This is a genomic window from Methanolobus sp., assembly GCF_030682845.1.
Classification (GTDB): domain Archaea; phylum Halobacteriota; class Methanosarcinia; order Methanosarcinales; family Methanosarcinaceae; genus Methanolobus.
In genome coordinates, this window is the sequence record NZ_JAUXNK010000072.1 from 1 (window position 1) to 24298 (window position 24298).

Below are 24298 nucleotides of genomic sequence, written 5' to 3' on the forward strand. Positions count from 1 at the left end.
GCAGATTATTTATTTTCACCGAGCACAACAAACTTGTCTATAGGATATCAAAGGAATTCCTGATACCGGCTATAACCTATAAAACACCAGGCAAGGAAAGGAGTGAGATCCTTGATCGGTTCAGGTCAGGAGCGTATAGGGCAGTTGTTACATCGAAAGTCCTTGATGAAGGCATAGATGTCCCAGAAGCAGACGTGGGTGTGATCCTGAGCGGAACAGGCAGTGGAAGGGCTTTTATTCAGAGGTTAGGAAGGATACTCAGGAAGAAGGAAGGAAAGGAAGCTGTCCTGTATGAGATCGTATCGGCAGAGACAAGCGAGATCAACACTGCAAAAAGAAGAAACAAAGCTCTAAAGTAGGACTAAGAATGCTTACCAGTGACCTTCTTGTTACAAAAAGCCACAAAGGAAAGATCGAACCTGTTTATGCAAAACTTGATCAGAATAATCTTGAGATTTCAGGTTCTCTTATAGATCTATTCCAGGAATACGTAGGAAAAAAGTATGGAGAACTCTACGAAGAGATAGAAGGTATCGAAGAGATCGACTTCCGTTTGATAAGAGGCCTGTCTCAGATACTTAAGAGAAAATGCGTCATCGAAATGGATGCGAGCATAGAGCCATCCACTGCCCGAAAAATGGTTTTTGAGGATTGTAAAGGTGCTGTTTTTGATATTATAGAAAGAGATGAGGTCATAAACAGGATTGCTGGAACTTTATCAGTTAAACCCGATGAACTGGAAAAGGCCCTATGGGCAGATATGGAGGAGAACTTAATAATCAAGGAATTCCAGACAATAACTCCTGAAGATCTTCTCAGACAATATAACCTGTCACTGACACAAACCCTTCTTTTTAAAGCAATGGGCATGGAAATTCAAATCGAGGATAATTTCCAGGAGGTCTTCTGGAAGATTAAACGGTTTGGATTGATGTACTCTATTGAGGATGGCAGTATATACCTGGATGGGGCTGTTTCCTTGTTTAAGATGACTGAAAGATACGGTACTTCCCTTGCAAAACTGCTGCCAACTATCATGAAGTGCAATAAATGGAGCTTAAAAGCAAGCATCTTGAAGAAAACAATGAGTGGAAAACGGATATACGATTTCACTCTTGATGATACCCGGCCAATATTCGATATTGAGCCGGATCTCACCTCCGGTTTAGAGAACTTTGACAGTGCCATTGAAAAGGAGTTCTCTTTGCTCAGTTTTAACGACTGGCTTGTCAAGAGAGAGTCAGCGGTATTGAAAGCGGGCCAATACGCCTTTATTCCTGATTTTTCCCTGGAGAAAAACGGCAAGAAGATATATGTTGAAATAATCGGTTTCTGGACACCTGAATATCTCAAGAAAAAGATTCAGAAGATGAACCTGCTGGAGGAGAAGGAAAAAGAAGATATGATTCTTCTTGTGAACAAAAAGCTTTCCTGCTCTGGTTCGGAATTTAATATGGATAACATCATTTTCTATGACAGGAAGATACCGTATCTGGAGATACTCAGGATTCTGCGAAAATATGAAGAGAAACAGGTTACAGAGGACATTGAAAGGCTTAAAAACATTGAAATTGCTTTTGAAGGAAATGTTATCGATCTCGATGAGGTCGCCAGAAAATACGATGTCACCCTTGATGCTTTGTTGAGTTGTGTTAAGCACGATAACAACGACAATGATTATCTACGGATTGGAAACCAGCTTGTTGATGATCAAACCCTAAAAGATATTAAGGGCGAATTAAAGGGTGTGAAAAAGTACAATGAAGCTCTTACTATTATCGAGAAATATGGAATTAAAGGTCAGCAGGTATTTGATATTCTCGGATATAAGGTGAAATGGAACGGACTTGATCCAGATAATGCAGAAATAGTGAAAATCTCATAGCCTGACATTCAGTACTTTTCTCAGATGAATGGCAGTGGTGCGGAGAACATACAAACAAGAACAAATGAATATCAGAGCCGGTACTATTTATTTTGATAGATGTTCTACGGAGCCATATTTGTGTCTTATTGGAGAAAAAGAAGATACTTTATACGCATCACACAATATATATAACGTCAATACGTACTGTTTTACTGAAGACTAAATGGAGCAATAAATGACTTGGATCGCAACCGTAGAAATTGAAGGCGAGAACCTCTTTGCAAGATGTGAATACAATCATGTCAATTTTATCCGCCCTCCCAATGGAAGAAAAGCATATTATTGCAAAACATGCGGTGCTCTGTTTGTGGTCGACCCCGACTTTTCTGAGCTAACTGAGAATGATGATATCTAAGACATCCATGTTCCGGGAAATATGTATTAAACTTATATAGCTGCAGCATTCTGATTCCACTGCATGAGTGATACCTGTTCTACATGCACATTTTTCAAACCAACTGCGACAACATATGGTTTTTGTAGACGCGAGTCTCCTGGTGCAAAGTTTGGGTTCCCAGTTGTTCCTTCCGATGAGTGGTGTGGCCAACATGAAGCGAGGAGCAGTAAACCATGATAGAATCATATGCAACTGAAGCAGCTACTTTTCTGATAGGAATTGCAACCGGCATAGTCATAAGAGCAAAGCTCTGGTGGAAGAACAAGACCTCGGTAACCATGTCACGCCGTGTAATCCTCAACACAACCATCTCTAAGAAATCAAAATCAGTAATTAACCTTGCATCAACAGCCGGGTGTGATGGTAAGACCAGTGCCGAAGTTGATTATATCTGCCAAATGTATGCTGAGAACAAAGATTTCCTTGAGGACCCTGAAGCGGTGCATGTGGCCCGGGCTTACATCAGTGAGAGGAACAAAAGGTTGCTGAAACCGAAATGATGTTTATGTGACAACATGAAGTGAGAACACTAAGGAATAGATGCCGAACTTACTACAGAATTATCACTAAAATTTGTCGTTGACGTGCGGAATGTATAACTGCCTAGTTCTATTTTAGGTGGAAACAAAGATTTCGAGATGGACTTCGAGTACTGCCTTGATACGTTATCTATGTAAACATAGTCAGGTGTAATCATGTAAGACAGTCTTAAATACCAACCCTCATCTGTAAGCAAAATTCCCGTTTTCCAATTACCATCGTAACTTCTAACAATAATATTTTCATTCTCTATTACTTTATCATCTTTCATTTCGAAGATGTCAACTGCAATCATTAGTGGTTCAATTGGCTGATATGCGGACGTGTTTTCGTAATAACCTTTTATCGCACTTATATAATGTTTTGATGAATTGGCAAAGTCTTCTTCCCTCAAATATGAATCCCCGATTAACTTGTTTACAAAGGCATTGCGGATAGTGCCATTTAATGTTTTTTCATTAGTTGAATCCACAATTGGGAGTAAAACATCCCGAGCTTCCAATGTCCTATTTAAGTTAATTAACGCAACAGATTTACCAATTTTACTATTAACATTGCTTTTGTCTTTAATGAGTGATAAGTCAAAAAGGTACAAACTTGTGGAGTAATCACCATTCAGTAAGTTTGAAAATGCCATAGCTTCGTGATTTGCATTTGAGTTTAAATGTAAATAGTCTACTGCGTCATCATATGTCATATTGAAATTTTCTATGAAAAATATATTTCTTAATTCTGTATTAGGAAAATTAATTCCAATTATAGCAGCCCCTATATCCCCTAACATTCTATTAGTATCACTACTAATTCTATTAGTATCACTACTAATGTTAAGCAGAAGGTCTACTTTTTCCTCTAAATATTTAACATCCTGTTTAAGTTTGATATTTTCAATGTACAGATGCCCAGTGTACGCAAGAGATACAATAATAAGTATAACGGCAACAAGAGGCATATTTTTAAATCTCAAAAAGTTATCACATTTTCTGTCAAGGCTGCCAATGACCTTTTTAAGTTTACCCTCATTTCCAGGCGATATAGAGTAGACATTGTTAGGTTTGCTACTGTTTTTTGCTATTCGTGTGGATCTACGTTCACTTTTTTTACCCATAAACAAATACCCAACATTTGAATCTATTTCTGTTGCATTGATTGTGAAATATTTAACACTTCTGTCATGAACCCTCTCATATTTAAACGCCTTTTCACATAATCTTTTTATACCGTTCACATGCACCCCTATAATGCATGGAAGAGTCTTGCTCCACATGCACTTTTTTTAAGCCCCTTTTTGCCACTGAAGGATACTGTAGACGCAATGCGCCAACAAAAGACGGTTTTCCAATAGTGCCCACTAATCAGTGGTGTGGAGATTACAAGGACAAAACTGAGGTGAAACCATGAAACAGTTGTACATAATCTTGATGGTAGTGTTCATAGCAGTCATTGCAGGCTCGAGCGTAGTAGATGCAGAATATCTCGGAGAACTCCCGTCGGTGATCAACCCGATCTCCCTGGAAGACGGCCAGTATTCGGTCGGGTACGAAGATGTCTCAGCAAACGTGACGCTGCTCCATATCACGAAAGATGAGATGCTGATGAGGGTTATATCTAATCCCGAAGCCCCCGCATTCAAATTCTCCCAGGTGGATGGCACTGAGATCCCTGCCATCCTGATGCTCCGGATGGGTGACACGAACGATAACGGATATCTTGATATGAGGGACTTCGTGGTCCTGTCCAATGCATATGGCAATGGAAAGGAAAGCAGCTGCTACAGGTGGATCGTTGATTTCGACCTAGACGGGAGGGTAGGCTTCACCGACTACCTGATGTTTGTAAAGGAGTATGGGAGGTAAAACATGGAGCCATACATTGAAGGTGCAGCCGGCCTCATAGTCGGGATCGGCGTCGGCATAGTCATCAGGGCAAAGCTCTGGTGGGGCTCGAAGACAAGAGCTCAGAAGCTTGCCCTCGCATCCGATCTCATCGATTCGGTCGAAGATGGCAAGGTCACAGCCGAAGAAGCGAAGAAGATCATCAGGACCCACCTGTGAGGTAACCCATGGACACGCTGGATGCGGCCAGGACCGATCAGAAGAGAACTCTCACCCTTGCGGCGTCGTCCGGCGTGACCAGGACCGATGTGTCCAACAGGATGGGGGGCTACAGCAATTTCAATACCGAAAACAGGTTCAGGTACTACCAGCAGCTGTCCGTCTGCACTCCGCACGTGTCCACCTCCCTGAACAAGCTGGCCCTGTCCTTGGTAAAGGGGATGCATTTCGACGGAAAATACAAGAGCACTGTCGAGAACTTCGAGCGCTGGGCCAAGCGGGTCAATTTTGTCGAGCAGGCCCAGACACTTGCCCGGCTGCTGTGCAGGGACGGGACCTACATTGCTGTTCCCGAGGGCCAGCCTGAGAACATGGTCCTGAAACCTCTTTACATGCCGGCGGTCTGCATCTGGCCCAAAGGCTTCGATCCCAATCCCGGACAGAACACCCTGCTCACCCCTCCTGCAGAAAAGATCGTTGCCAACGAGGGAATGAATTTCAATGGCGTGAAGGAGGAGAGCCAGGAGATCAGCAGGGTAGTCTATGGAACCTACAATGCATGGGACAGCGTGCAGAAGGACGTCAAAGGAAGGGACACCTGGGGCCTTTACGGTGCTTCCATGCTGGATCCTATCGAGCTCAGTATCCGGAACCTCCTGAACGTGAACCAGGGGTATGTGAGCTTTGTCCAGAAGTACGGCAACGGCAGGTACGTCATCAACTTCGAGCTGCTTGAACAGCTGGTCGAGAAGGAGCTCATATCCATAGAGGATGCCCAGCAGGCTATCGATGACTGGCTGGAGAATCACAAGAACCTGAAGCAGAACGAGGATATCGTAGGCGCAGGCCTGAGCGTTGTCCCTATCGATGCCACCGGCACCCTCGATGTGCTGGCCTTCAAGAAGTCCCTGGAGACAGACATCCAGATAGGCCTGCTGCAGACTCCTCTGTCAATGGGCGACACCAAAGGGTCCACCTATGCAGCCGGCTATGTCAGTGAAGCAGACCGGATGGTGGTTCTCGAAGGCATGCAGAAGTTTGTCCAGAATATCCTTCAGCAGGCTATCAACAGGCGCCTTGAAATGCTTAACAAGCCCGATGATTCGGTATGGATTGAGTTTGAGGAGCTCAGCCGTCCGCAGATGGAGGCCAGGGATGTCCTGGAATGGTACAACTCCGGAGTGCTCACAAGAGAGCAGCTGCTGTACTGGGGAGGGTTCCCCCAGGAGGGTGAATGAGATATCTGCTCTCGGATCTACTGGCTCTGATCGTAATTCTACTTCTGTGCCTGCTCGCATTTATTTGCGACCTGCTTGGTCCGTTCATTAGATTCTTCCTGGACAGGTCAGAAAAATGTCGCTTCTCGGATCGCTGCAGCTGAAGAAGGCCGAGAACAGGCTGATATCCATTCTTGACAGTACAATCGAGAGAGCGCTGAATGTCCGCAGCCTGGACTATTCCAGGGAACTTCCGAGAAACATCACCGGGGAGTTCGGATCAAGGACCTATGCTGTACAGCTGGATATCATCCTTACCGAGATCATCCGGCAGTCCCTGCTGTACGCCGATGGCCAGATGAAGAGTCTCTCTGCTGCAGCTCTCAACGAGTCCTATATCCTGACCGAGGAAACAGTGAGGATGTCAACGGAGCTGGCTCAGAACGTGACCGAATCGATCATCCGGACGCTCCGGGATGACAAGATCTACTATCAGCATCCGAACACCCTGGCACGTGACATCAAGGACCTGTGGAATGGCGAGAGGTACCGAGCAGTGAGGTTTGCAAGGACCTTCACAGCGGACGTTGCCACCCACACCACAGTCTACCGCTACAGGCAGCACGGTGTCGGGTACATGGAGTTCGATGCAGAGCTCGACGGAAGGACCACTGATCAGTGCAGGGCCCTTCACGGGACTATATTCGATCTGTCAAAGGGCGACGTGGATCTGTATCGTCCGCCGTTGCATTTTCACTGCAGATCCGGTCTAAAGCCGATCCCCATTACCAGGGAGATAGATCAGGACCAACTCTTCGAGAACCGGGACTTCAGCGGTCACGGGAAGGCCTTTGCGGATATTGATGTCTTCAACAGGAAATACAGGATATCCAAGTTTGTCCTGGACCAGGACCTCGAGAAGAGGATAGCGCTGGAGAAAGGCCTGCATCTTCCGGTCAAGGTCCGGTTGGTGGATATTCAAAAGCCTGCTCCGCAAGTGTTCGACCCGCAGACACTGGTGTATCTACCACAGAAAACGATCAAGACTGCAGAGAAGTGGCTGCTTGAGAACACACCCATAAAGCATGTTGACTACAAGGGCCTTGATGTGCGAGTGGCAAATGCGATGAACGAGGCATATGTCCGCCACGTGAAGCTTGAACCCTTGCTCGTGGATAAGATCAAGTATTATGGCACTGCACAGGGACATTTCACTTTTGCATATGAGGTAGAGATAAAGATGCGAACAGAGATATTCATGACATCCAGGGGGTTGAGCAGGGCAGATGCGGAGTCCTTGGCTAAAAGACTGACACACAAACAGAGAGCTGACCCGAATACTCGGGCACATTACTGGCCAAGGGGCGACGATGCTAACGGCCTAGCTGTTAACAAGATGTATGGTAAGGACTTCGATGAGTTCACTCGAAGCAAGATCGAAAGTGAGAACGTCGGCTGGAACCCCATTGGCACAGGAAGTGTAAAAGGAACTCTGGACCACGAGTTCGGACATGCGATTGATGATATCTACAAGTTCAGTGACAGCTCACAGGTATCAAGTTATCTCCGCAGTACGTCGTATGATGTGGTCAAAAAAGGATTGTCGCAGTATGCAGTTATGAATCCGAAAGAGTTCATAGCTGAGGCATGGACAGAGTATATCAACAACCCTTCTCCCCGGCCAATTGCAAAGATGATAGGGGACATGATGATGGAATCAATCAGTCAAAAACACTAACTTTAGAATAAAATTAAAAAACAACGATAACTATATAAAATGCAATGATTATAGGAATAAATAATATGACAAGTATGGATCCTCCGATGTGTTTCCGTTGCAGGCACTTTCATCGTGAAACAGATACTTGTGATGCTTTCCCGGAAGGCATACCCAGAGAGATTTTCTTTGGCAAACCGGATGAATATTCTATAACCTATTACCGGGTGGACCACACCAAACCATACCCAGGAGACCACGGTATTCAATTTGAACCTAAGTGATATAGAATGCCCAAAAGTGAAGGCAGCATTGTGATAGATGACAGAACAGACTCGGAGATCATCTATAGTCCTGTCTGTACATTTTGTAAGGACCTCCACAACTCTACGTTAAGGGCCAACGGCACCAGTCTTAACACATGTGATACATTTCCTGATGGAATCTCTGTCGAGATTTGGGGAGGGGGCAATAATCACAGAGAACCTTATCCTGGTGATTATGGCGTTCAGTTCGAACAGCGGTGAATAATTTGAATTTGAAAAGAGTAGTGGATCTTGAAAACATTCTTGTTGTTCTGATAGGCATCATAATAGTCTTGGCAATGCAGTATACAGAAGTACTACAATCCGCAAATGCTGTTTTTGCAGGTATACTTGCAATGATTACTGTGAAATATACAGAAATTACTCGAAAAATACTCGAAGACAATACCAAAAGCAGGAAGATTAGTTTTATCACAAAGCAGCTTGAAGAACTGTATTATCCATTGTTGGATTTTTTGAAAGAATACAGAGAGGTCTTGTATGCCGCCAAGTGGGGCAAAGTTCAGGAAAATAGCAACAACAATCCAAGAAAGCTACAGTATTTAGGTGACCGGGATAATTCTCATGATGGATGTGTGATTATTACTGATCTGATTCGTAAAAAATACCTTTTCAAAGAAAAAGAAACAAAAGTATTTTTCACAATTTTCGTAGAAGGTGGTCATTGTACCAACCACATATCCAGTGACGTGTCTTTTAGAACATATGATGAACTGAAGAGACTGGTTGAGGAAGATATACACGCACTCGAAGTTAAATTGAGAGCATTGACAGCCTAATTCAATATTCAGATATTTTATACCCTTCAACTACACTCACCATTACAGGTTCTACTCGATCGTGGAATCTTTGAGTTGATGTAAACAAAATCAAGATTTTCGATTTAAAATAAAATAAATAAGTTAATATATGTCTACAGATACTAGACAAGTGATGGTGGTCGATCTGAAAAACATGTTCATTATTTATGTTTTGATAGCTTGTGTACTCTTTTCTGGTTGTATGGGTGTCGACAATAAAGAAGTTTCGGAAGCTTCATTTGTTTCACAAACTAATTCTGAATCCACACAGGTTCCTGATTTTATTGTCAAACCAGAAGATGTTCCAGGTTTCAATTTACTAGCTTATATAATCTATTCAGTACCGGAAAGCGATTCTTTTGAATTATCTGATATACCTAAAATAGAGGGAAACCTCACTAGCCATTATCCATTTGCTTCTCCTAAAGGTGTCTGCAATGTAGGAGAGGCAACAATTTGGATTGATCAATCTGAACGTGGGGTGTCTGCTAGTATATATAAATTTGATTCGGATTTGGGAATTGATGAACATTTTGTATATGTTAAAAAAATAATTGATGGCAAGATACCAGCTTCAGAGGTTGTAGAGTTTGGCAGCTGTAGCATTGGAACAGAGTGCTATTATAACCGCATCGAACAGCGCTCGGGTTTCTTCACGACTCAATTGACTTTCTTCACCTCAAATAATGAAATGGTAATTGTGGGAGTCACAGATGATAAAGAGAAAAGTTTGGACGAAGCAATAAGGATTGCTAGAATAGTCGAAGGTCGCTTGGCTGTGATTGATTCCGACCTTCATTTTAATTCGCTGATTTGATAAGTGGTTTTGAACGCCACTTATTTCCTTATCATGCCATTCGGTTTGAGCTGAGGGAGAACTACCACTCAGTTAAAGACTGAACGGATTAAAATCAGACCAGAGGGGAATTAAAAAAATTATAAGAGAATTTGTTCAATTACAAGTACAGCTGCAAAAAGTATCATAATGACAAAAGCAATGTTGGCAAATAGTAATACATTCTCTTTCTGTGAATTTATTCCGTTCTGAGATTTATTCGTGAACGTCTTTGCAATCAACTGAATACCGACAAGTGAAAAAATTATATTTCCAAGTGTACTTACAGTTAAAGCATTTGTAACATCCATCCAAAAATAGAGAGGACTATAAGCAAAACTCTCCGTTACATTATCCACATCAAAAAGAGTATATTTGATTTTGAATAAAAAGGATAGTACAAAAAGTGTAAGTACAAGACGATAGAGATTTTCTCCATTTTTCATAATATTCCCCTATTAAAATAATATCGTTCAGAGTTACACTATTAGTTTTTAGAATCAAATATTAACTTATTGGTCTTTCTAATTTTCACATAATCTTTTTATACCGTTCACATACACTCACAATTGCTAATGGTAATAATTGAAGGCACAGCCTTTCCATTAGACAAGATCAACGAGAACGGCTGGGGTATCCCCGCATCCGAGGCAGAGAATGCTGTTTCTTCCCTCAGGAGCTCCGTGGTCCGGATATGCTCACGGGACACTCCGCACGGATGTGACTTTTCTGAAAATCCGGAGAACGAGATTGGCCGCATTATTGATGCCTGGGTGGAAGGAGATCTCATAAAGGCCAGGGCGGAGATCACCGACTCGACTGCTTCCAGGAAGATCCTGGATAGGGTATGGGAGCCCACGTGGTCCGTATACGGCCGGGCAATCGATACCACAGAGGGATGGGTCAAGGGATTTTCAGCTCGTGCGATGACACTGGTCCGTGATCCTGCCTGGAAGGAGGCCGTGTTCAGCGTCGCTGCATCGAAGGGCTATCTCGTGTTTTCAAGCAGGTACACAATTATCGACAGCAATCATGCTCCTCAGGGAGAGAAACACATGACCAATACCAACCAGACACCACCAGCCGGCGGAGGCAATCCCGCCGGGAACCATGAGGACGTAATCGCCTCAAAAAGTGCTGAGATCAAGATCCTGAAGGAAGAGCTTGAGAAGTCAAGAGCCGAGGTCGCAGGTCTCAGGGAACAGCTTGAAAAGACATCGCTTACTGCAGCAGGCAGCCTGCCCGCAGATAAGGTGCATGAGCTCATCGCATCCCAGTCAGTGAAGAATGCGGAGGAAATGTTCAACCAGTGGAAGGAGGAGCAGGCCCGCAATGCTGCCATCCACAAATACTCTGCGGCACGTGCCAGGCTGGGGCTTCCCACAGACGCGACTGCTCTCTATGCAATGTCAGCAAAGCAGATCGAGGCACTTGCAGCAGAGACCGAACAGCTCACACCGTTCGCTGCCAGGGTGACCTCGTTCAACGTCCACTATCCCGCTGACGGCGCATCCTCAAAGAGCAGCGTGGGCAAGTGGAATGAAGCTCAGAAGAAGTGGGAGGACCTCTGATGGCAAACACAAGAACCTACTACGGTCTCACAAGGCCTGTTAACGACGTCATCATGGGACAGCCGGTACCCCCGGAGTACCTGAAGGCGGAAAACACGACCGTCAAACCCGGCCTGCTTGTCAAGAAGGGTACGAACCCCGATGACATTGAAGTATGCGATGCTTCCGGCAACCCCGGCGGATGGGCAGGGTACGGCGCAGCTGCCGTGTACAAACCAGACAACACTACAACCGCATATGCTGCAGACGACATGGTTCCTGTCCACAGCGGCAGTGGATTCCATGTCCTAGCGACCCTGGCGACCGGTCAGAGCGTTGCAAAGAACGCTCCGCTGAAACCGGCAGACAACGGAGAGGTCCAGGCAGGCGTCCCGGGTACTGACCATATCGTGGCCTATGCGGAGGAAGACGCATCCGGAAACGTGCAGTTCCTTGCAAAAAGCGCAATCTGAGGAGGATAAGAAATGACAAACGCACTGTATCAGTTCTCACGTACAATGGATACTAAGATCCACCCGCCTCTCAGGCAGATCAACAAGGCCAGAAAGCTTGTCCAGGTAGTCCCGGGAGAAGGTTTCGGCGAGACCAGCATTGACTGGGTCGAGCTGCAGAAGATGTCTCAGGCAATGGTCTCCTACAACTTCAGTACCGGAAACATCGACACTGTGGACTTTGCTCTCACCAACAGCAAGATCCCGATTGTCTGGAAGGACTATGTCCTTGACCGCAGGCTCTACGAGACCATGAGGAGAAAGGGCGCGGATGTGGACGCATCTGCAGCTCTGGATGCTGCATACATGGTGAACTCGGCCGAGGAGACAATGGTCCTGCGCGGCGTTTCAAGGGATGGGACAAACTATGAGATACCCGGCATGTACGAAGGTGCTGGGAACGACTATGCCACCAGCAAGAGCGTTGGAACATTCGGAGGCATCCAGGACGCAGTTGTTGGGGCATACGAACTGCTTGACGCCGACGACGTGCCAACAGACGCCCTCAAGTGGAACCTGACCATGGCCCCGAATATCTTCAACAAGGTCATCCAGTCCAGGAACGCAAACGGCCAGAGAGAGGTCCCGGAACTTCTTGACCTCCTCAACGGCGGGAACATCTACAAGTCCGGAGCCTTTGGGTCCGGAACCGCGCTCCTGTCGCCAACCCCCGACACCGGCTCTCAGTACGTGGACTTCTACCTTTCCCAGGAAGTCTTCACCGAGCACGGTATCGACAGCAAGCATCCAGATACCGGGCCGATCTACGGCAGGGTGTATGAGGCCGGTGTCCTTCGTATCAAGAAGAACGTCGTGCTCTGTAAGATGTCCGCCCTGACAACTGCCTGAGGTGATCACACTGGCACCAGTGAAGGTCAGGGTGAACGTGAGTCACCTGCAGATGGATAAGAACAGGTACATGAAGGGTGACACTCTCACCCTTCCTATCGAGAGAGTAAAGCAGCTGGGCACATCCGTGACCATCCTTGCGGAAGAACCCGAACCAGCGCCTGTCAAGGAGAACATTCTCCAGGAAGACACGATACCGCCTGTGACCTTCGAGGAAGAAACAGTTCCTCCTGACGGGGAACAGGGTTCTGAACCAGAAGCTAAACCCAGAAGGAGGAAGTGATCTCAATGGTGCTGTGTTCAGTAGCGGAGGTCCGGGCTATTGTGGATCCAAAGACCCTCACGGACAGCGATGTGGAGGGCATTGTGTCGCACGCAAGCAACGTGATCGCCCTCAACACCGGCGCAAGCGTGGATGCTTCGGAGAACGCTCACCTGAACACGGCCTGCATCCACATGTCTGCAGCACTGGTCCTCCAGAAAATGAAGTTCACCGGAGAGCTGGCGGCACAGATCAAGCTCGGCAACGAGTCACAGTCGAACAGTGTGGATGCTGACATCCAAAAGCATGAACAACTTGCCGACGGCTGCATGAAGAGGTACAGGTACGCAGTTTCAGGCTATTCTATACTCTACGGCAGGGCAGGCTTCAGAACCGTTAACAGTGGTGAGTGAAATGATCGGCGACATAGGGATGACCCATTTCTGCAGCATAATCAGGAAGACTCAGACCTCACAGGACGAGTATGGCTCACCTGTATATGCAGACTCGACGGTCATCACATCATGCAGGTTCTTCCATAACAACAGCAACAGCAGAATACTTGTCCCGGACAGCGGTGAACATGTCGTGTCGACACCTGCAGTGCTCCTTCCGGCAGCGGTGAGCATCTCCGAAGGGGATACTATCGTCGGTGAGATAGCAGGTTTCACAAAGACGTACAGAGTCACCGCTGTCAAGCCGATCTACTGGATGCTGTCTAACGTGATCCATCATTACGAGTGCGATCTAAAGGCGGTGGAATGATGCAGTACATAATCAATGCGGATCCCAAAGAGCAGGCCGAGCTCATCAGGAAAGGCCGCATCCTGGCCACGGGCTTCAACATACCCGATGACGAGGTAGCAAAACTTATGCAGGAGGATAAGCTTCTTGCGGCAGATGTGGTGGACGGCAGGGAGATCCGCTGGAACCCTGCAAAGGACAGGGACCCAAGGATAAAGGAAAACGAATCAAGCAAGGGATTCCGGTTCTGTCCTTACTTCCATGAGAATGGCAGGTTCCTGCAGAGCGTGGTCAAGAGAGGGATCATCAAGGCAATAGAGACGGCTCACTCGCAGATCGTCGGGAAGTATGATCCAGAAGCATTCGGGTTCGATGACCTGAGGCTCCAGGAGATCAGCGGCTATCTCAGGTCCTACACTTCACAGAACTTCAGCCATGAAGCTCCGCGCAAGATCACCTTTATGTCCCAGATACTGGACATTGTCCTGTTCCTCATGAAGGAGGACATCTACTACCGGGCCAGATTCCTGGATATGTGCAAGCATATGCCAAGGGATTACGAGCTGACAGAGGAGGAGAGGAGGAACATCCAGCAATGGCACTGATCAGCTGGCTGAGAACATGGGCAAGCAAGGCCATGCAGGCTCTGGAGGAGGCCCGGCTTGAGCATCACAGATGGCTTGCAAAGCATCCGGAATACATCCCCGAGCACTTGAAGAACACCGAGGTGTGGCATGGAATTCGATACTGACGCATACAACAAGATAATCGAGACGCATAATGATGTCAAGCACATCCGCCTGGGAATTGAGAAGATGAGCTGTCAGCTCGATGACCATGAGAAGAGGATACGCGTGCTCGAGAAGTGCTCCATCGAAGACCATGAGGAAAGGATCAGGCTACTCGAAGAGCGCCAAAACCGCTGGTTGGGAAGGAACGCCTTCATCGGGATAGTCGTGGTCGTGCTTCTGCAGATCGCATGCATCCTAGTCCAGATATGATTCTTCCTGGGAGATCACCATGCTCAAAGTGAATGTAGAAGGCCTCAAGGAACTGCAGCAGACACTGAAGAACCTGGGCGAGGACATTACCGATATGATGGAGGAGGCCACCATTGCAGGCGCTACTGTTGTGGTAAGAGCAGCACAGGAGAACTCCAGAAAAGGAGGGGACAAGTTTCCACATCGCATAACCGGCAATCTGTTCAGGTCCATCAAGGTCCTGGACAAGCGTAAGAAACTGAGCCGGGTTGAAGTCGACGTTGGATCTGCAATGGAGTATGCTCTAAGACTCGAGTATGGATTCACGGACACCGACAAACTTGGAAGGCGTTTCAATCAGCAACCAAGGCCTTACCTGAGACCAGCTCTCGAAGATAATGTTGGTGAAGTTGAGCGTGCGGTAGAAAAGCAAATCGGAGAAATTGTGAAGAGATATACATGACAGACGTACACGTTGCACTCCGGAACCTGTTACTGGCCGACACCAACGTCACCAGTATTGTCAGTACAAGGATCTACCCTATGAGAATGCCGATTGGCAACCCTTTCCCTGTGCTAACGATCCACCGGATCAGCAATCCCATTGATCATCTGACAAACACTGCATCCCCCAGGTTCCAGATCAGTGTCTGGACGCAAGACTATGCTCAGGCACAGCAGCTCAGAGATGCAGTGATCAACTGCCTGAACCGATACAAGGGTGTTCAGAACGGTATCAACATCAAGCAGATCGTCTACCTGGAAGCTGTTGAGATATTCGAAGAAGAGACCAGTACCTATCATATTCCTACAGATTTCAGAGTAATACATATCTAGGAGAGAAACACATGGCGCAAACCACTGTACAGAACTCCGGAGCCATAAGATTCGGATCCGGAAAGCTCGAAGTCGGCACATCGATCGCATCCCTGGTGAACCTGGGTGCTATCAGGGATGCAGTCTTCAAGGAAGAATGGGAAGACGTTGAAGTCAAGTCTGACAACGCGGGAGTTGTGAAAGTAGGCATCAAGGAGCATGTCGCCTACATCGAATGTGACATGATGGAGGTAGATCTCACAAAGCTGAACACCATAAGGGGCGGCCTTGATACACTTACCAATGTCACAGGCACTCCTGTATCCGTAACTGACGAGGCACACACCCTTTCCGGTACTGACTTTGTAAGGCTCAACTACAAGAACGGCGACAGCACCGAGGTGGCAAGTATCGTGGTCACCGATGCATCAAATAACCCTGCGGTCAGGAACACAGATTACGTTATCGGTGTAGACAGCGCAGGCTACACCTGCATTGCCAGGATTTACGGTTCAACTGTGATCTCTGACGGAGAAGGTGTAAAAGTAGACTACCAGTACACTCCCAACTCAGCAATCAAACTGACGTCTGGAGGTAAGCTTTCGATCTCTGATCGTGTGATCAGAGTCACGAACACAGACGAGAACGGCAAGATCTTCCGGATTACACTTTACAAGGCCAGCATCAACGAAGGTGCAGAGATCGAGTTCCCGGGTGACGAGGACGACGATCCGGCAATGCCACACCTGAAAATGAAGGGCGTCCTGGACGTCACACGTACTGCAGGCGACCAGCTCTTTGAGATATATGATGAGCAGGGAGTATAATCATGCCCTCTGAGATCATGAAGGACTTTGGCACAATAGTCCCGCAGAAGAGGGTTGCCAGGATAGCAGGGGAAGAGGTGGATGTCTCCGTATTCTCTACCCGTGCCACCTTGAGGCTCATTGAGCTCACGTCATCTCCAGAGAAGGAGGCAGCCCTTGAATCGGGCCAGGGGATCGAGGATCTCCTGGAGGTGATAGCCATTGCCTGCCAGAGATCCAACCCGAAGGTCACTAAAGACTGGCTGATAGATAATGTGGACATGTTCACACTGGTCGAGTTCGCACAGTTTGTCCTGGAACCCATCACAGCAAAACTGAATGCAATGAAGGACCAGGAAGGCACTGAAAAAAACTCCTTTCCGTCACCATCGGAGACATCTTCGCCCAGCTCGGAATGATGTATGCCTGGGCAGCTCCGGAGTACATCCTTGACCAGATGTCGATGGAGCAGGTGATGATGTACTATGAGAAAGGGGTCAAAGCAGTCGAGCTGCAGGCAAAGGTGTTCTGGTCGGTTCTCGGCCAGGCGATGAGTGGGGAATCGGGAAGTGAATCTGAAAAGGTGTCTGACAATAGTGATAAACCTGATCTGAAAAGGTTCCATGAAATATATGGCAATGTTATTAAAAGAAGTGTCTCAACCGCGGCACCTTAATGTTTTTTCGTGCTTGAATTTTGATGAAAACATAAATATGGATTTTTGGGTGGATGGTAATGACAAACGTAATTATAACACTCGAGACGGTCAATATTTTTTTGAGATACCACAATATGACTTAAGCGATTTGAAGTCTTTTTCTATTGACTTGGACACGGAGGATTTTTAAAAACAGGTTCAAGAACACAGAATAAGGTTTGCTGAAATGATATACAATATGTGCCTATCTGTTCTTCAAGAAAATTATGTAGAAGTATGTGAAGATGGTGAAACTAGGGCTCTGTAGAAAATCTATCTCCTGCTGAAAATTATTTGGTGTATCAAAAAGGAGCTCTGTAAAAGTCCCCTATATTCTGGTATGAATTATGTTAAGCATTTCAACAGAGGCCCTTTAAAGTGTTTTATAAAACAAATTGACCGAGTATATAGCAAACAAAGTGATTGCAACTAAAACGATTAGATTATGATTCAACTTAAACTATGGAATCTATAGAGATAACACTTTTATCTAAGTAATGCAGTTTAAAACCTAAGCCTAAGAAGGTAGGATGAGGTGCTTGGAAAACCGCCACGCTTTGAAGCACCCCTGTCCTTACGAATCCGAGATATTCCCCAATATCTCTCAAGTCTTCTATATGGCTTACAAGGTTGGATAGAATGAGGCGCCTGTAAACCACCACGCTTTAAGGCGCCTCTCTCCTTTCGAATCCGAGATGTTCCCCAACATCTCTCAACTAATCCACTCCCGTGTTGCGGTTGATTTTCCCCCACGACCCGCAATACCTATTAAATCACTTTTTTATTTAAACCAACCTGATTTTAATATTATGTTGAAACTTGTTTTTGATAGGAAACATTTTTTCGACATGAACCTTGTTTTGTCAAACCTGATTGTATTTCAATCACATGCTATTTTCAGATGTCTTCGTATTTTAAGTTTCATTCCATTTGTCATCGGTTAAGATACTAAATGCCTAGATGTTGTTATTTCTTATGTCCAAACATGTGATTTACATTTGAAAATCGCTATGTATGGTATTCAAAGTTGTGCATAAAATTCGTTAACCGATGACAAATGAGTTTCATTCCCTAACATGATTTGTGTAGTAAGTCAATTTCAGTTACCGCACCCTGCTACACTGTAAATACCCTACAAACACTTGAAAATGTCAGACATATGATATCATCAAAAAAGCAAATAAACCTCTATCTGTGTAGTTCTAGAGCGTAATAAATGGATACTGGCCATGTCTCTTGAAACATTGTAAGAGATTAGATATGTTAGTCACTCTCCACACCCTCCTGCATGCCATGGGATATGTTAATCGGAGGACAGTGGTAGTGTTTTACGGATTTTGGCTCTGTAGAAAACCTATTTCTACTCTATTTTCCACTAATCACTTAAAAAGAATAAAAACCCAAAGTGTTATTTGAGACCAAACACAAATGGGATGGATAGTGTTTTGCTCCATATTTTTAATCTGGAACTCCCATTAAATCTTCGATTTGATGGTTGTGTAACAAGTACTTAAAGTTTGTTGATACCGCGGCTTTGTGTAAAAAGTCTTTAAGTTTTCACATGCCATAAAAACGTTGACAAAATTCTAGTTGAATATGTACCCATGCGATGGGCGCAATTCGAACCCATATCCCCTCTCTTTTTTCACATAATCTTTTTATACCGTTCACATACACCCCTGATAAGCAATGGCACTTGCTGAGCTCGTTGTATCAATTATCGGAGACACCGCAAAGTTAAAACAGGCTTTTGCGGATGTCGATAAGCAAATAGTGAGTGCCGGCAAGTCCATGCAGGCAGTCGGTCAGCAGATGGCATCGGCTGGCAAAACCATGTCATTGGCAGTGACTGCACCACTTGTGGGTATAGCTGCTCTGTCTTACAAAACGGCTGTCGATTTCGACGACTCTATGAGGAAAGTGATGGCGGTCTCCGGTGCCACCGGGGAAGAGTTTGAACAGCTCCGGGCACTTGCCAGGGAGCTGGGTGCCACTACTGCATTCTCAGCATCGGAAGCCGCAGAAGGTATGCAGTATCTTGCAATGGCAGGATTCAATGTGAATGAGATCCTTGCAGCAACCGATGATATGCTCGCCCTGGCCTCTGCAGGTGCAATTGACCTCGGCACAGCTGCTGACATAGCATCAAATGTCCTGACAGGGTTTGGATTGAATGCATCCGAGGCTGGAAGAGTAGCAGATGTCCTGGCCAAAGCTGCAGCATCATCCAACACGGATATCCAGCAACTCGGAGAGGCCATGTCCTATGCAGCACCCCTTGCAGCAGCTATGGGGATGTCAATGGAAGAAGCTGCTGCCCTAATAGGAAAGATGTCAGATGCTGGTATTCAGGGAAGTAGGGCAGGTACTGCGCTGAGAGGTGCAATGACACGGTTAGCCAGTCCAACCGAAGGCATGTCCAGCGTTCTCAAGCAGTACAATCTAACCCTCGCAGACGTAGATCCTAGCACAAAATCATTCACGGATATCCTCGAAACCCTGTCAAAGGCAGGACTATCAACCGCAGACGCTATGAAGTTGTTCGGACAGGAAGCCGGACCAGGTATGCTTGCCCTGATGAGTACCGGTACTGATGCTATCCGGGAGCAAACATTGGCATTAGAGAATGCTGGTGGTGCAGCCAAAGAGATGGCAGACATCATGCAGGGTGGCCCTGGTGGTGCAGCGCGTGAATTGAAGTCTGCCATGGAAGAACTTATGATCGTCATAGGGGACATTGTAATGGTGGCAGTGCTTCCTCTTGTAAAAGGCCTGACCCGCGTGGCGCAGACGCTGTCAAAGGTGCCTACTCCGGTCATGAGAGTAATTGTAATGATAGCCGCGGTTGCAGCAGCGATTGGTCCAGTGTTGATAATTGCAGGTACACTGATATCGTCCATAGGGTCGATACTAACCCTGCTCGGTGGCGCTGGTCTGACGGCTACAATAGGTGGTTTGCTCACGACCATCGCACCAATAGTCCTTGTAGCTGCTTCACTGGCTGCGGTGGCTTATTTGATATATAGGAATTGGGATGTGATCGGTCCAAAGGTGGCCGATGCACTGGACACTATCAAGGCAGCCATCGCTCCTATTGTAGTGATCTTCAGAGATTTTGTAAAGAATGAACTGGAAAAACTGAAGGCGTGGTGGGATGAGAACGGCGGCACCATCACCGAAGCAGTACTCCGTGTAGCCTCTGCTGTAATATGGCTTGTGAAACATGGCATTATGTATCTGGGTAAAGTCGTGGAGAGCTTCTTACCTCCAATACTCGCCTTGGTCGAGCACATTGTCGGGCAGATACTGAATGTTATCCTGTTCTTCTCCCAGGTCCTCATAGGAGACTGGGAAGGAGCCTGGGGAACTCTCAAGACCATTGTGCAGACGCAGATGGACTTTGTTATGAGGATTGTAACTGCAATACTAGACCCCATCGCGGACACATTCTCATCAATTGGTTCAAAACTGTACGAATCTGGAAGGGCACTGATACAAAACTTCATTGATGGTATCAAGTCCAAAGCCGACTCGCTGAAGAGCACAGTCAGTGATGTCCTGGGTGGGGTTGGGAAATACTTCCCGCATTCCCCTGCAAAAGAAGGCCCGCTCAAGTTACTCCCGAACTGGGATGCATATTTCATAGACCCGCTTCAGAGATCAGTGGGCAGGATGGGTTCAATTGTTCCAGATGGTCTCGAGAGCGTTGCCGGTGCGGTCCAGAACGTGGCCAATAATAGCTCTACCAGTTCCACCACCAATAACACCTACGCAGGTGATGAGTTCGTCATCCAGAACGTTAACCTGTCTGCAGATTATCCTTTCGAGAGATTCGTTCGGGATCTGGAGCAGTATAACCGGCAAAAGCACGTCCGTAGGGGGTATTGATAATGGCAGTATCTTTTGATAGTGTGGCATTGTCGGTCATCAAGGAGGCCGAGATCACAGTGGATGCGCCTTTCAAACAAACAACCCTATTATCTGGCAAGGTATACGTCCAAGCTTCGCCCGAGCAGATGTTTGCCAGGACATTCGAATGCTACACAGAGGATTTCACTGAGATCTCCGATCTTCTCGGGAAACTTGGCTCATCCGCAACCCTTGTTATAGACTCAGAATCGTTCACAACATGTTTCATTGCTCCACCGATCCGGTATAAGGAACTCATCAAGGGCAGTGGGAAGTACGCTTACAATATCAATTTTGTGAGGCATACTGCATGACAGGCCTGGACAATTATCCTCTTAGTTCTATCAGGGTATCCAAGTCGATAAGTGACGCTTTTTGGCAGCTGGAAGCAAGCATGCCGGATGTGGCTATTCCTGTAAACTATACTGATGTGCCTGTGCAGCTGGAAGATAATAGCGGTGTTGAGAGAATCATCTTTTATGGCATTACTGCTCCCGATGAAGCTTACACGCTAAAGAACGTGGAGTCCATGGTCAGGATATTCGCATATGACTATGGCTGGTTCCTATCAAGGCAGTTCGTTCCTGAGAAGTTGCTGGTACTACCTGCAGCTGAGAGCGTGAACTGGTATATCGAAGAGCTGCTGGGTGGTGTGAATTGGCAGATAGTCAGCGGAATCGAACCTTACATGGTCAATACCCCACCTCCTGCAATACCTAAAAAAGAATTCGTCTTCAAGCCAGATAAGACAAAAATGGATGCTATCAGCGATATTGCAGAGTACTATAATTGCGTTTTTGAGGTCAAGTGGCACAACGCAGGAACATCTCAGTCTCCTGTCTGGGTATCCAGAGCGTATTTCGTCAGGTCGAACCAGATCGACAATGCAACAGATGGTCTGGACCTGCCGGAGCCCGTAGTTCTCGAAAGAGCGGATGATGACACCATTGATATCACTGTTGTAAACTCGTCAGAGGACAAGTACAATCGTATTTACGCCATCGGATGCAACCCTGAAGGCCAGTGGTTCAAAGGGATAGAAGAGAGCCCTAATGTGACCAATGGAACCGCTAAGGCCCGGGAGTATATGGAATACCCATCTCCCTACGTAAGCAGTCAGCAGTCTGCGGATGAGAGGGCCCAGGAATTATATTCTTTGTTCAATTTTCCTATCAAGAGGATAACTGCAAATCTTACTCAAAGGCATGACCTGCAACTCTACCAGCTGGTCAAGTTCGACGGCTGGGATGAGTACGAACATGCTCTCTACACAGTTGGGATGACCGGCATAAACTGGGTAAGGATAGTCGAGATCACTCATATCAGGAACGAACATGGTTCCAGTGTGAACATCGTATGCGTTCCTGACAGGGACCTCAGCCAGAGCAGACTTAGATCATACTCTGTCGCCCCCAACGTTGTCGATGATACTGAAGCGGTTGTGTTCGATGTGCTCACATCGATGCCAAGCTCGGAGATTGGTGTTGCAGCTACCCCTATTGTTGGTTCCTCAACAACCACTGTAGAGCTTAACAGGGGAGGGACGGTCACCGCAAGGATCCTTGGTCAGGGGGAGAGCATAGTTTTGCCTGTTGACAATGACCGTGTGATTGTTTCTGGCGGAGGAGGGGCTTTCAGCCCTGCACCCAGCGATCTGGACATGCAGAACTACAAAATAAAGAGCACCACCGGAGCCCTGCGCTTCGAGGTTTATGGCAATAATAAAATAATATTTTCAAGAGGAGCACCACCAGAATGACAGTAGGAAAGATCACAGGCAGCGGCCAGGGCATACTACAAGTCCTGGTCAGACCTGAAACGGGAGAGTTTCTAGAAACCAAGGAAGGCGGGATATTAGCCGGCCAGTTTTTGAGCTTACCTTACGGGGCCCGGTTCACCGCAGAACACTGGTTTGATAGATTGATCATAGCCCTGAATGACGGTGGAGGCAGGGACCTGCCTGTCCGGATATACGACAGCCCGGACAAGACCAACCTGATCCAGGAAACCCTGTTCATAAATGTAGGCAGCTCCAGGGCCCTACACATGATATTTGAGCCATTACCACCCGGAGAATATTTCTGGGAGCTTGACCCCGGAGGCCAGGTCACCGTCGCCCAGGTTTACATCACCTCAACATACAAGGGGGCTTACGTGGATGGCAACCACATCACCGGGTACGACTTCCGGAGCAAGATAATGTACTGCACCGACGAGCTGCAGGAGCGAGCCGTGGCGATTACTGGCGACCCGATAGACCACGGGGCAACTCAGGTCAAGGAAGGCAGCGGCATAATGGCTGTCCAGGTTGGGACCGTAGAAAAGAACGTAGCCAAAGAGCTAGACGAATTAAACAACGGTGGCCGGATTTTAACAGGATCCTGGTACGTAGAAACAGCATAAAAGGAGAGATAAAATATGGGATTTTCAAGTGGAGCAAAGACCCTGCCTGCATTGATTGAAGACATAGCAAACCAGATAATCGCCAGTTCGGCCGACTGGGTAGACGGCGACGACACCTGGAACACGACGAGCAGCCTGAACAACAACGCCAGGAGATGCCTGAGATACACCGGAGACGCGGCGGACATTTGGGTAGCCTTGGAGTGCGTAAACTCAAATACCTGGGGCCATGTCCACAACGGCGGGAGCCACCACGGAAAAGGGCTACGTGTCACATATTCTGCTTCATGGGACTACATAAACCGGATATACCCAGCCGACGCCAAGGACAACAGCATGACATTTGTCCCGTTCGAGGTACGCGGTGGCAGTATATGCACAGCCGACCTGGGGACCCTCCTACTTACATATTATTTATGGACCGACTCAAGCGGGTTCGTATTGATGGGCATCCCGGAACCACACGCTGTGGATAATTACCAGTCTTCATTTATTTGTTGCGTAGAGCGCCTGGCAGCGAAGGAATACAGCGACGGCCTGACGAATTTTTACACATGGTGCAGGCTCAACTCCGGCCACGCGTGGGCGAACTCGCTGAGAGGCGACAACGTGGAATTTAGACATTACACGATGGTCCGGCCTTTTGCTTTCAGAGCCCAGGACGACAACGGCGTCCAGTTCTGGCAGGACCCGGTCAGAGGCCGCGCAATGAAAAGCACAGGGAGCGGCAAAGTATACTTCGTAAAGCCATTGATATGCAACGACGCCGCCAAGTTCCAGCCGATAGGGCAGTCTGAATTGTTTTTTGGATATTCAGCAGAGAGTGGCCTGGTCGACGGGGACGTGATAGCTGTCCAGAGCGCAACCACGAAATACATCTGCAAGTCCCTCCAGTCACCGGACAACACCGGCTACTTGTATTTTGCCATAAAATACGTCGCATAAGGAGACCAGAAC

33 protein-coding genes are annotated in these 24298 nt (G+C 46.9%); 31 read left to right on the plus strand and 2 right to left on the minus strand.

Annotated elements, in window-relative coordinates; genetic code table 11:
- From Q8J68_RS08840 to Q8J68_RS08855, 4 genes are all read left to right on the plus strand, one after another.
- Nucleotides 1–359, plus strand: a 359-nt coding sequence (locus Q8J68_RS08840) for a helicase-related protein (RefSeq protein WP_305311156.1), incomplete at its 5' end; no start/stop codon positions are given.
- A gap of 8 nt (nucleotides 360–367) precedes the next feature.
- A complete protein-coding gene (locus Q8J68_RS08845) occupies nucleotides 368–1885 on the plus strand; it encodes a DUF790 family protein (protein ID WP_305311157.1) in 1518 nt (505 codons plus the stop codon).
- A gap of 217 nt (nucleotides 1886–2102) precedes the next feature.
- Nucleotides 2103–2282 (plus strand): hypothetical protein, encoded by a 180-nt coding sequence (locus Q8J68_RS08850; protein WP_305311158.1) that lies wholly within the window; start codon nucleotides 2103–2105, stop codon nucleotides 2280–2282.
- Nucleotides 2283–2497: 215 nt separating this feature from the next.
- The gene (locus tag Q8J68_RS08855; RefSeq protein WP_305311159.1) at nucleotides 2498–2824 is read left to right on the plus strand and encodes a hypothetical protein; all 327 of its coding nucleotides are present in this window, start codon (nucleotides 2498–2500) and stop codon (nucleotides 2822–2824) included.
- A gap of 29 nt (nucleotides 2825–2853) precedes the next feature.
- Here Q8J68_RS08855 and Q8J68_RS08860 read toward each other — a convergent pair whose 3' ends face one another.
- Nucleotides 2854–4092, minus strand: a complete 1239-nt coding sequence (locus Q8J68_RS08860) for a hypothetical protein (RefSeq protein WP_305311160.1) — start codon at nucleotides 4090–4092, stop codon at nucleotides 2854–2856.
- Nucleotides 4093–4261: 169 nt separating this feature from the next.
- Here Q8J68_RS08860 and Q8J68_RS08865 point away from each other — a divergent pair, with 169 nt between their 5' ends.
- The 8 genes from Q8J68_RS08865 to Q8J68_RS08900 all read left to right on the plus strand — a co-directional run bounded on the left by Q8J68_RS08865 (nucleotide 4262) and on the right by Q8J68_RS08900 (nucleotide 9795).
- Complete coding sequence (locus tag Q8J68_RS08865; protein WP_305311161.1) at nucleotides 4262–4720, plus strand: EF-hand domain-containing protein; 459 nt, start codon at nucleotides 4262–4264, stop codon at nucleotides 4718–4720.
- Between the two features lie 3 nt (nucleotides 4721–4723).
- On the plus strand, nucleotides 4724–4918 hold the full coding sequence (locus Q8J68_RS08870) for a hypothetical protein (protein ID WP_305311162.1): 195 nt from the start codon (nucleotides 4724–4726) through the stop codon (nucleotides 4916–4918).
- An 8-nt stretch (nucleotides 4919–4926) separates the two neighbouring features.
- Complete coding sequence (locus Q8J68_RS08875; RefSeq protein ID WP_305311163.1) at nucleotides 4927–6156, plus strand: hypothetical protein; 1230 nt, start codon at nucleotides 4927–4929, stop codon at nucleotides 6154–6156.
- On the plus strand, nucleotides 6153–6299 hold the full coding sequence (locus Q8J68_RS08880; protein WP_305311164.1) for a hypothetical protein: 147 nt from the start codon (nucleotides 6153–6155) through the stop codon (nucleotides 6297–6299). The genes Q8J68_RS08875 and Q8J68_RS08880 overlap by 4 nt, the downstream gene beginning before the upstream one ends.
- Nucleotides 6272–7873, plus strand: coding sequence for a minor capsid protein (locus tag Q8J68_RS08885; RefSeq protein ID WP_305311165.1), 1602 nt, complete (start codon nucleotides 6272–6274; stop codon nucleotides 7871–7873). The genes Q8J68_RS08880 and Q8J68_RS08885 overlap by 28 nt, the downstream gene beginning before the upstream one ends.
- A gap of 269 nt (nucleotides 7874–8142) precedes the next feature.
- A complete protein-coding gene (locus Q8J68_RS08890) occupies nucleotides 8143–8379 on the plus strand; it encodes a hypothetical protein (RefSeq protein ID WP_305311166.1) in 237 nt (78 codons plus the stop codon).
- A gap of 5 nt (nucleotides 8380–8384) precedes the next feature.
- Nucleotides 8385–8957: a hypothetical protein gene (locus Q8J68_RS08895; RefSeq protein ID WP_305311167.1), complete on the plus strand. Its 573-nt coding sequence runs from the start codon at nucleotides 8385–8387 to the stop codon at nucleotides 8955–8957.
- 130 nt (nucleotides 8958–9087) lie between these two features.
- Nucleotides 9088–9795, plus strand: a complete 708-nt coding sequence (locus tag Q8J68_RS08900) for a hypothetical protein (protein WP_305311168.1) — start codon at nucleotides 9088–9090, stop codon at nucleotides 9793–9795.
- Between the two features lie 119 nt (nucleotides 9796–9914).
- On the opposite strand, the gene Q8J68_RS08905 is transcribed toward Q8J68_RS08900, so the two are convergent.
- Nucleotides 9915–10259, minus strand: coding sequence for a hypothetical protein (locus Q8J68_RS08905; protein WP_305311169.1), 345 nt, complete (start codon nucleotides 10257–10259; stop codon nucleotides 9915–9917).
- A 129-nt stretch (nucleotides 10260–10388) separates the two neighbouring features.
- On the opposite strand from Q8J68_RS08905, the gene Q8J68_RS08910 reads away from it, so the two are divergent.
- The 19 genes from Q8J68_RS08910 (at nucleotide 10389) to Q8J68_RS09000 (ending at nucleotide 24286) form a co-directional block, all read left to right on the plus strand.
- Nucleotides 10389–11384: a hypothetical protein gene (locus Q8J68_RS08910; protein ID WP_305311170.1), complete on the plus strand. Its 996-nt coding sequence runs from the start codon at nucleotides 10389–10391 to the stop codon at nucleotides 11382–11384.
- Nucleotides 11384–11836: a hypothetical protein gene (locus Q8J68_RS08915; protein WP_305311171.1), complete on the plus strand. Its 453-nt coding sequence runs from the start codon at nucleotides 11384–11386 to the stop codon at nucleotides 11834–11836. Before Q8J68_RS08910 ends, Q8J68_RS08915 begins: the two co-directional genes overlap by 1 nt.
- Before the next feature lie 12 nt (nucleotides 11837–11848).
- Nucleotides 11849–12724: an encapsulin gene (locus Q8J68_RS08920; RefSeq protein ID WP_305311172.1), complete on the plus strand. Its 876-nt coding sequence runs from the start codon at nucleotides 11849–11851 to the stop codon at nucleotides 12722–12724.
- Between the two features lie 19 nt (nucleotides 12725–12743).
- A complete protein-coding gene (locus tag Q8J68_RS08925) occupies nucleotides 12744–13007 on the plus strand; it encodes a hypothetical protein (RefSeq protein ID WP_305311173.1) in 264 nt (87 codons plus the stop codon).
- A gap of 5 nt (nucleotides 13008–13012) precedes the next feature.
- Entirely contained in the window at nucleotides 13013–13399 is a 387-nt protein-coding gene (locus Q8J68_RS08930) for a hypothetical protein (protein WP_305311174.1), read from the plus strand.
- Nucleotide 13400: 1 nt separating this feature from the next.
- Entirely contained in the window at nucleotides 13401–13751 is a 351-nt protein-coding gene (locus Q8J68_RS08935) for a putative minor capsid protein (protein WP_305311175.1), read from the plus strand.
- Nucleotides 13751–14335 (plus strand): hypothetical protein, encoded by a 585-nt coding sequence (locus tag Q8J68_RS08940; RefSeq protein ID WP_305311176.1) that lies wholly within the window; start codon nucleotides 13751–13753, stop codon nucleotides 14333–14335. Before Q8J68_RS08935 ends, Q8J68_RS08940 begins: the two co-directional genes overlap by 1 nt.
- Nucleotides 14326–14481, plus strand: a complete 156-nt coding sequence (locus tag Q8J68_RS08945; protein WP_305311177.1) for a hypothetical protein — start codon at nucleotides 14326–14328, stop codon at nucleotides 14479–14481. The genes Q8J68_RS08940 and Q8J68_RS08945 overlap by 10 nt, the downstream gene beginning before the upstream one ends.
- The gene (locus tag Q8J68_RS08950; RefSeq protein ID WP_305311178.1) at nucleotides 14465–14731 is read left to right on the plus strand and encodes a hypothetical protein; all 267 of its coding nucleotides are present in this window, start codon (nucleotides 14465–14467) and stop codon (nucleotides 14729–14731) included. Before Q8J68_RS08945 ends, Q8J68_RS08950 begins: the two co-directional genes overlap by 17 nt.
- 19 nt (nucleotides 14732–14750) lie before the next feature.
- Nucleotides 14751–15173, plus strand: a complete 423-nt coding sequence (locus tag Q8J68_RS08955) for an HK97-gp10 family putative phage morphogenesis protein (protein WP_305311179.1) — start codon at nucleotides 14751–14753, stop codon at nucleotides 15171–15173.
- Nucleotides 15170–15547 (plus strand): DUF3168 domain-containing protein, encoded by a 378-nt coding sequence (locus tag Q8J68_RS08960; protein WP_305311180.1) that lies wholly within the window; start codon nucleotides 15170–15172, stop codon nucleotides 15545–15547. Before Q8J68_RS08955 ends, Q8J68_RS08960 begins: the two co-directional genes overlap by 4 nt.
- 11 nt (nucleotides 15548–15558) lie before the next feature.
- Entirely contained in the window at nucleotides 15559–16353 is a 795-nt protein-coding gene (locus tag Q8J68_RS08965; protein WP_305311181.1) for a hypothetical protein, read from the plus strand.
- A gap of 2 nt (nucleotides 16354–16355) precedes the next feature.
- Complete coding sequence (locus Q8J68_RS08970; RefSeq protein WP_305311182.1) at nucleotides 16356–16751, plus strand: hypothetical protein; 396 nt, start codon at nucleotides 16356–16358, stop codon at nucleotides 16749–16751.
- Nucleotides 16748–17008: a hypothetical protein gene (locus Q8J68_RS08975; protein ID WP_305311183.1), complete on the plus strand. Its 261-nt coding sequence runs from the start codon at nucleotides 16748–16750 to the stop codon at nucleotides 17006–17008. The genes Q8J68_RS08970 and Q8J68_RS08975 overlap by 4 nt, the downstream gene beginning before the upstream one ends.
- 1710 nt (nucleotides 17009–18718) lie before the next feature.
- Complete coding sequence (locus Q8J68_RS08980) at nucleotides 18719–20917, plus strand: phage tail tape measure protein (RefSeq protein WP_305311184.1); 2199 nt, start codon at nucleotides 18719–18721, stop codon at nucleotides 20915–20917.
- Nucleotides 20918–20919: 2 nt separating this feature from the next.
- Nucleotides 20920–21252 carry a hypothetical protein gene (locus Q8J68_RS08985; protein ID WP_305311185.1) on the plus strand — a complete coding sequence of 111 codons (333 nt, stop codon included), beginning with the start codon at nucleotides 20920–20922 and terminating at the stop codon, nucleotides 21250–21252.
- Nucleotides 21249–22697 carry a hypothetical protein gene (locus Q8J68_RS08990; RefSeq protein WP_305311186.1) on the plus strand — a complete coding sequence of 483 codons (1449 nt, stop codon included), beginning with the start codon at nucleotides 21249–21251 and terminating at the stop codon, nucleotides 22695–22697. Before Q8J68_RS08985 ends, Q8J68_RS08990 begins: the two co-directional genes overlap by 4 nt.
- Nucleotides 22698–22807: 110 nt before the next feature.
- Nucleotides 22808–23341 (plus strand): hypothetical protein, encoded by a 534-nt coding sequence (locus Q8J68_RS08995; RefSeq protein WP_305311187.1) that lies wholly within the window; start codon nucleotides 22808–22810, stop codon nucleotides 23339–23341.
- Nucleotides 23342–23356: 15 nt separating this feature from the next.
- Nucleotides 23357–24286 carry a hypothetical protein gene (locus Q8J68_RS09000; protein ID WP_305311188.1) on the plus strand — a complete coding sequence of 310 codons (930 nt, stop codon included), beginning with the start codon at nucleotides 23357–23359 and terminating at the stop codon, nucleotides 24284–24286.
- The last annotated feature ends 12 nt before the right edge of the window (nucleotides 24287–24298 follow it).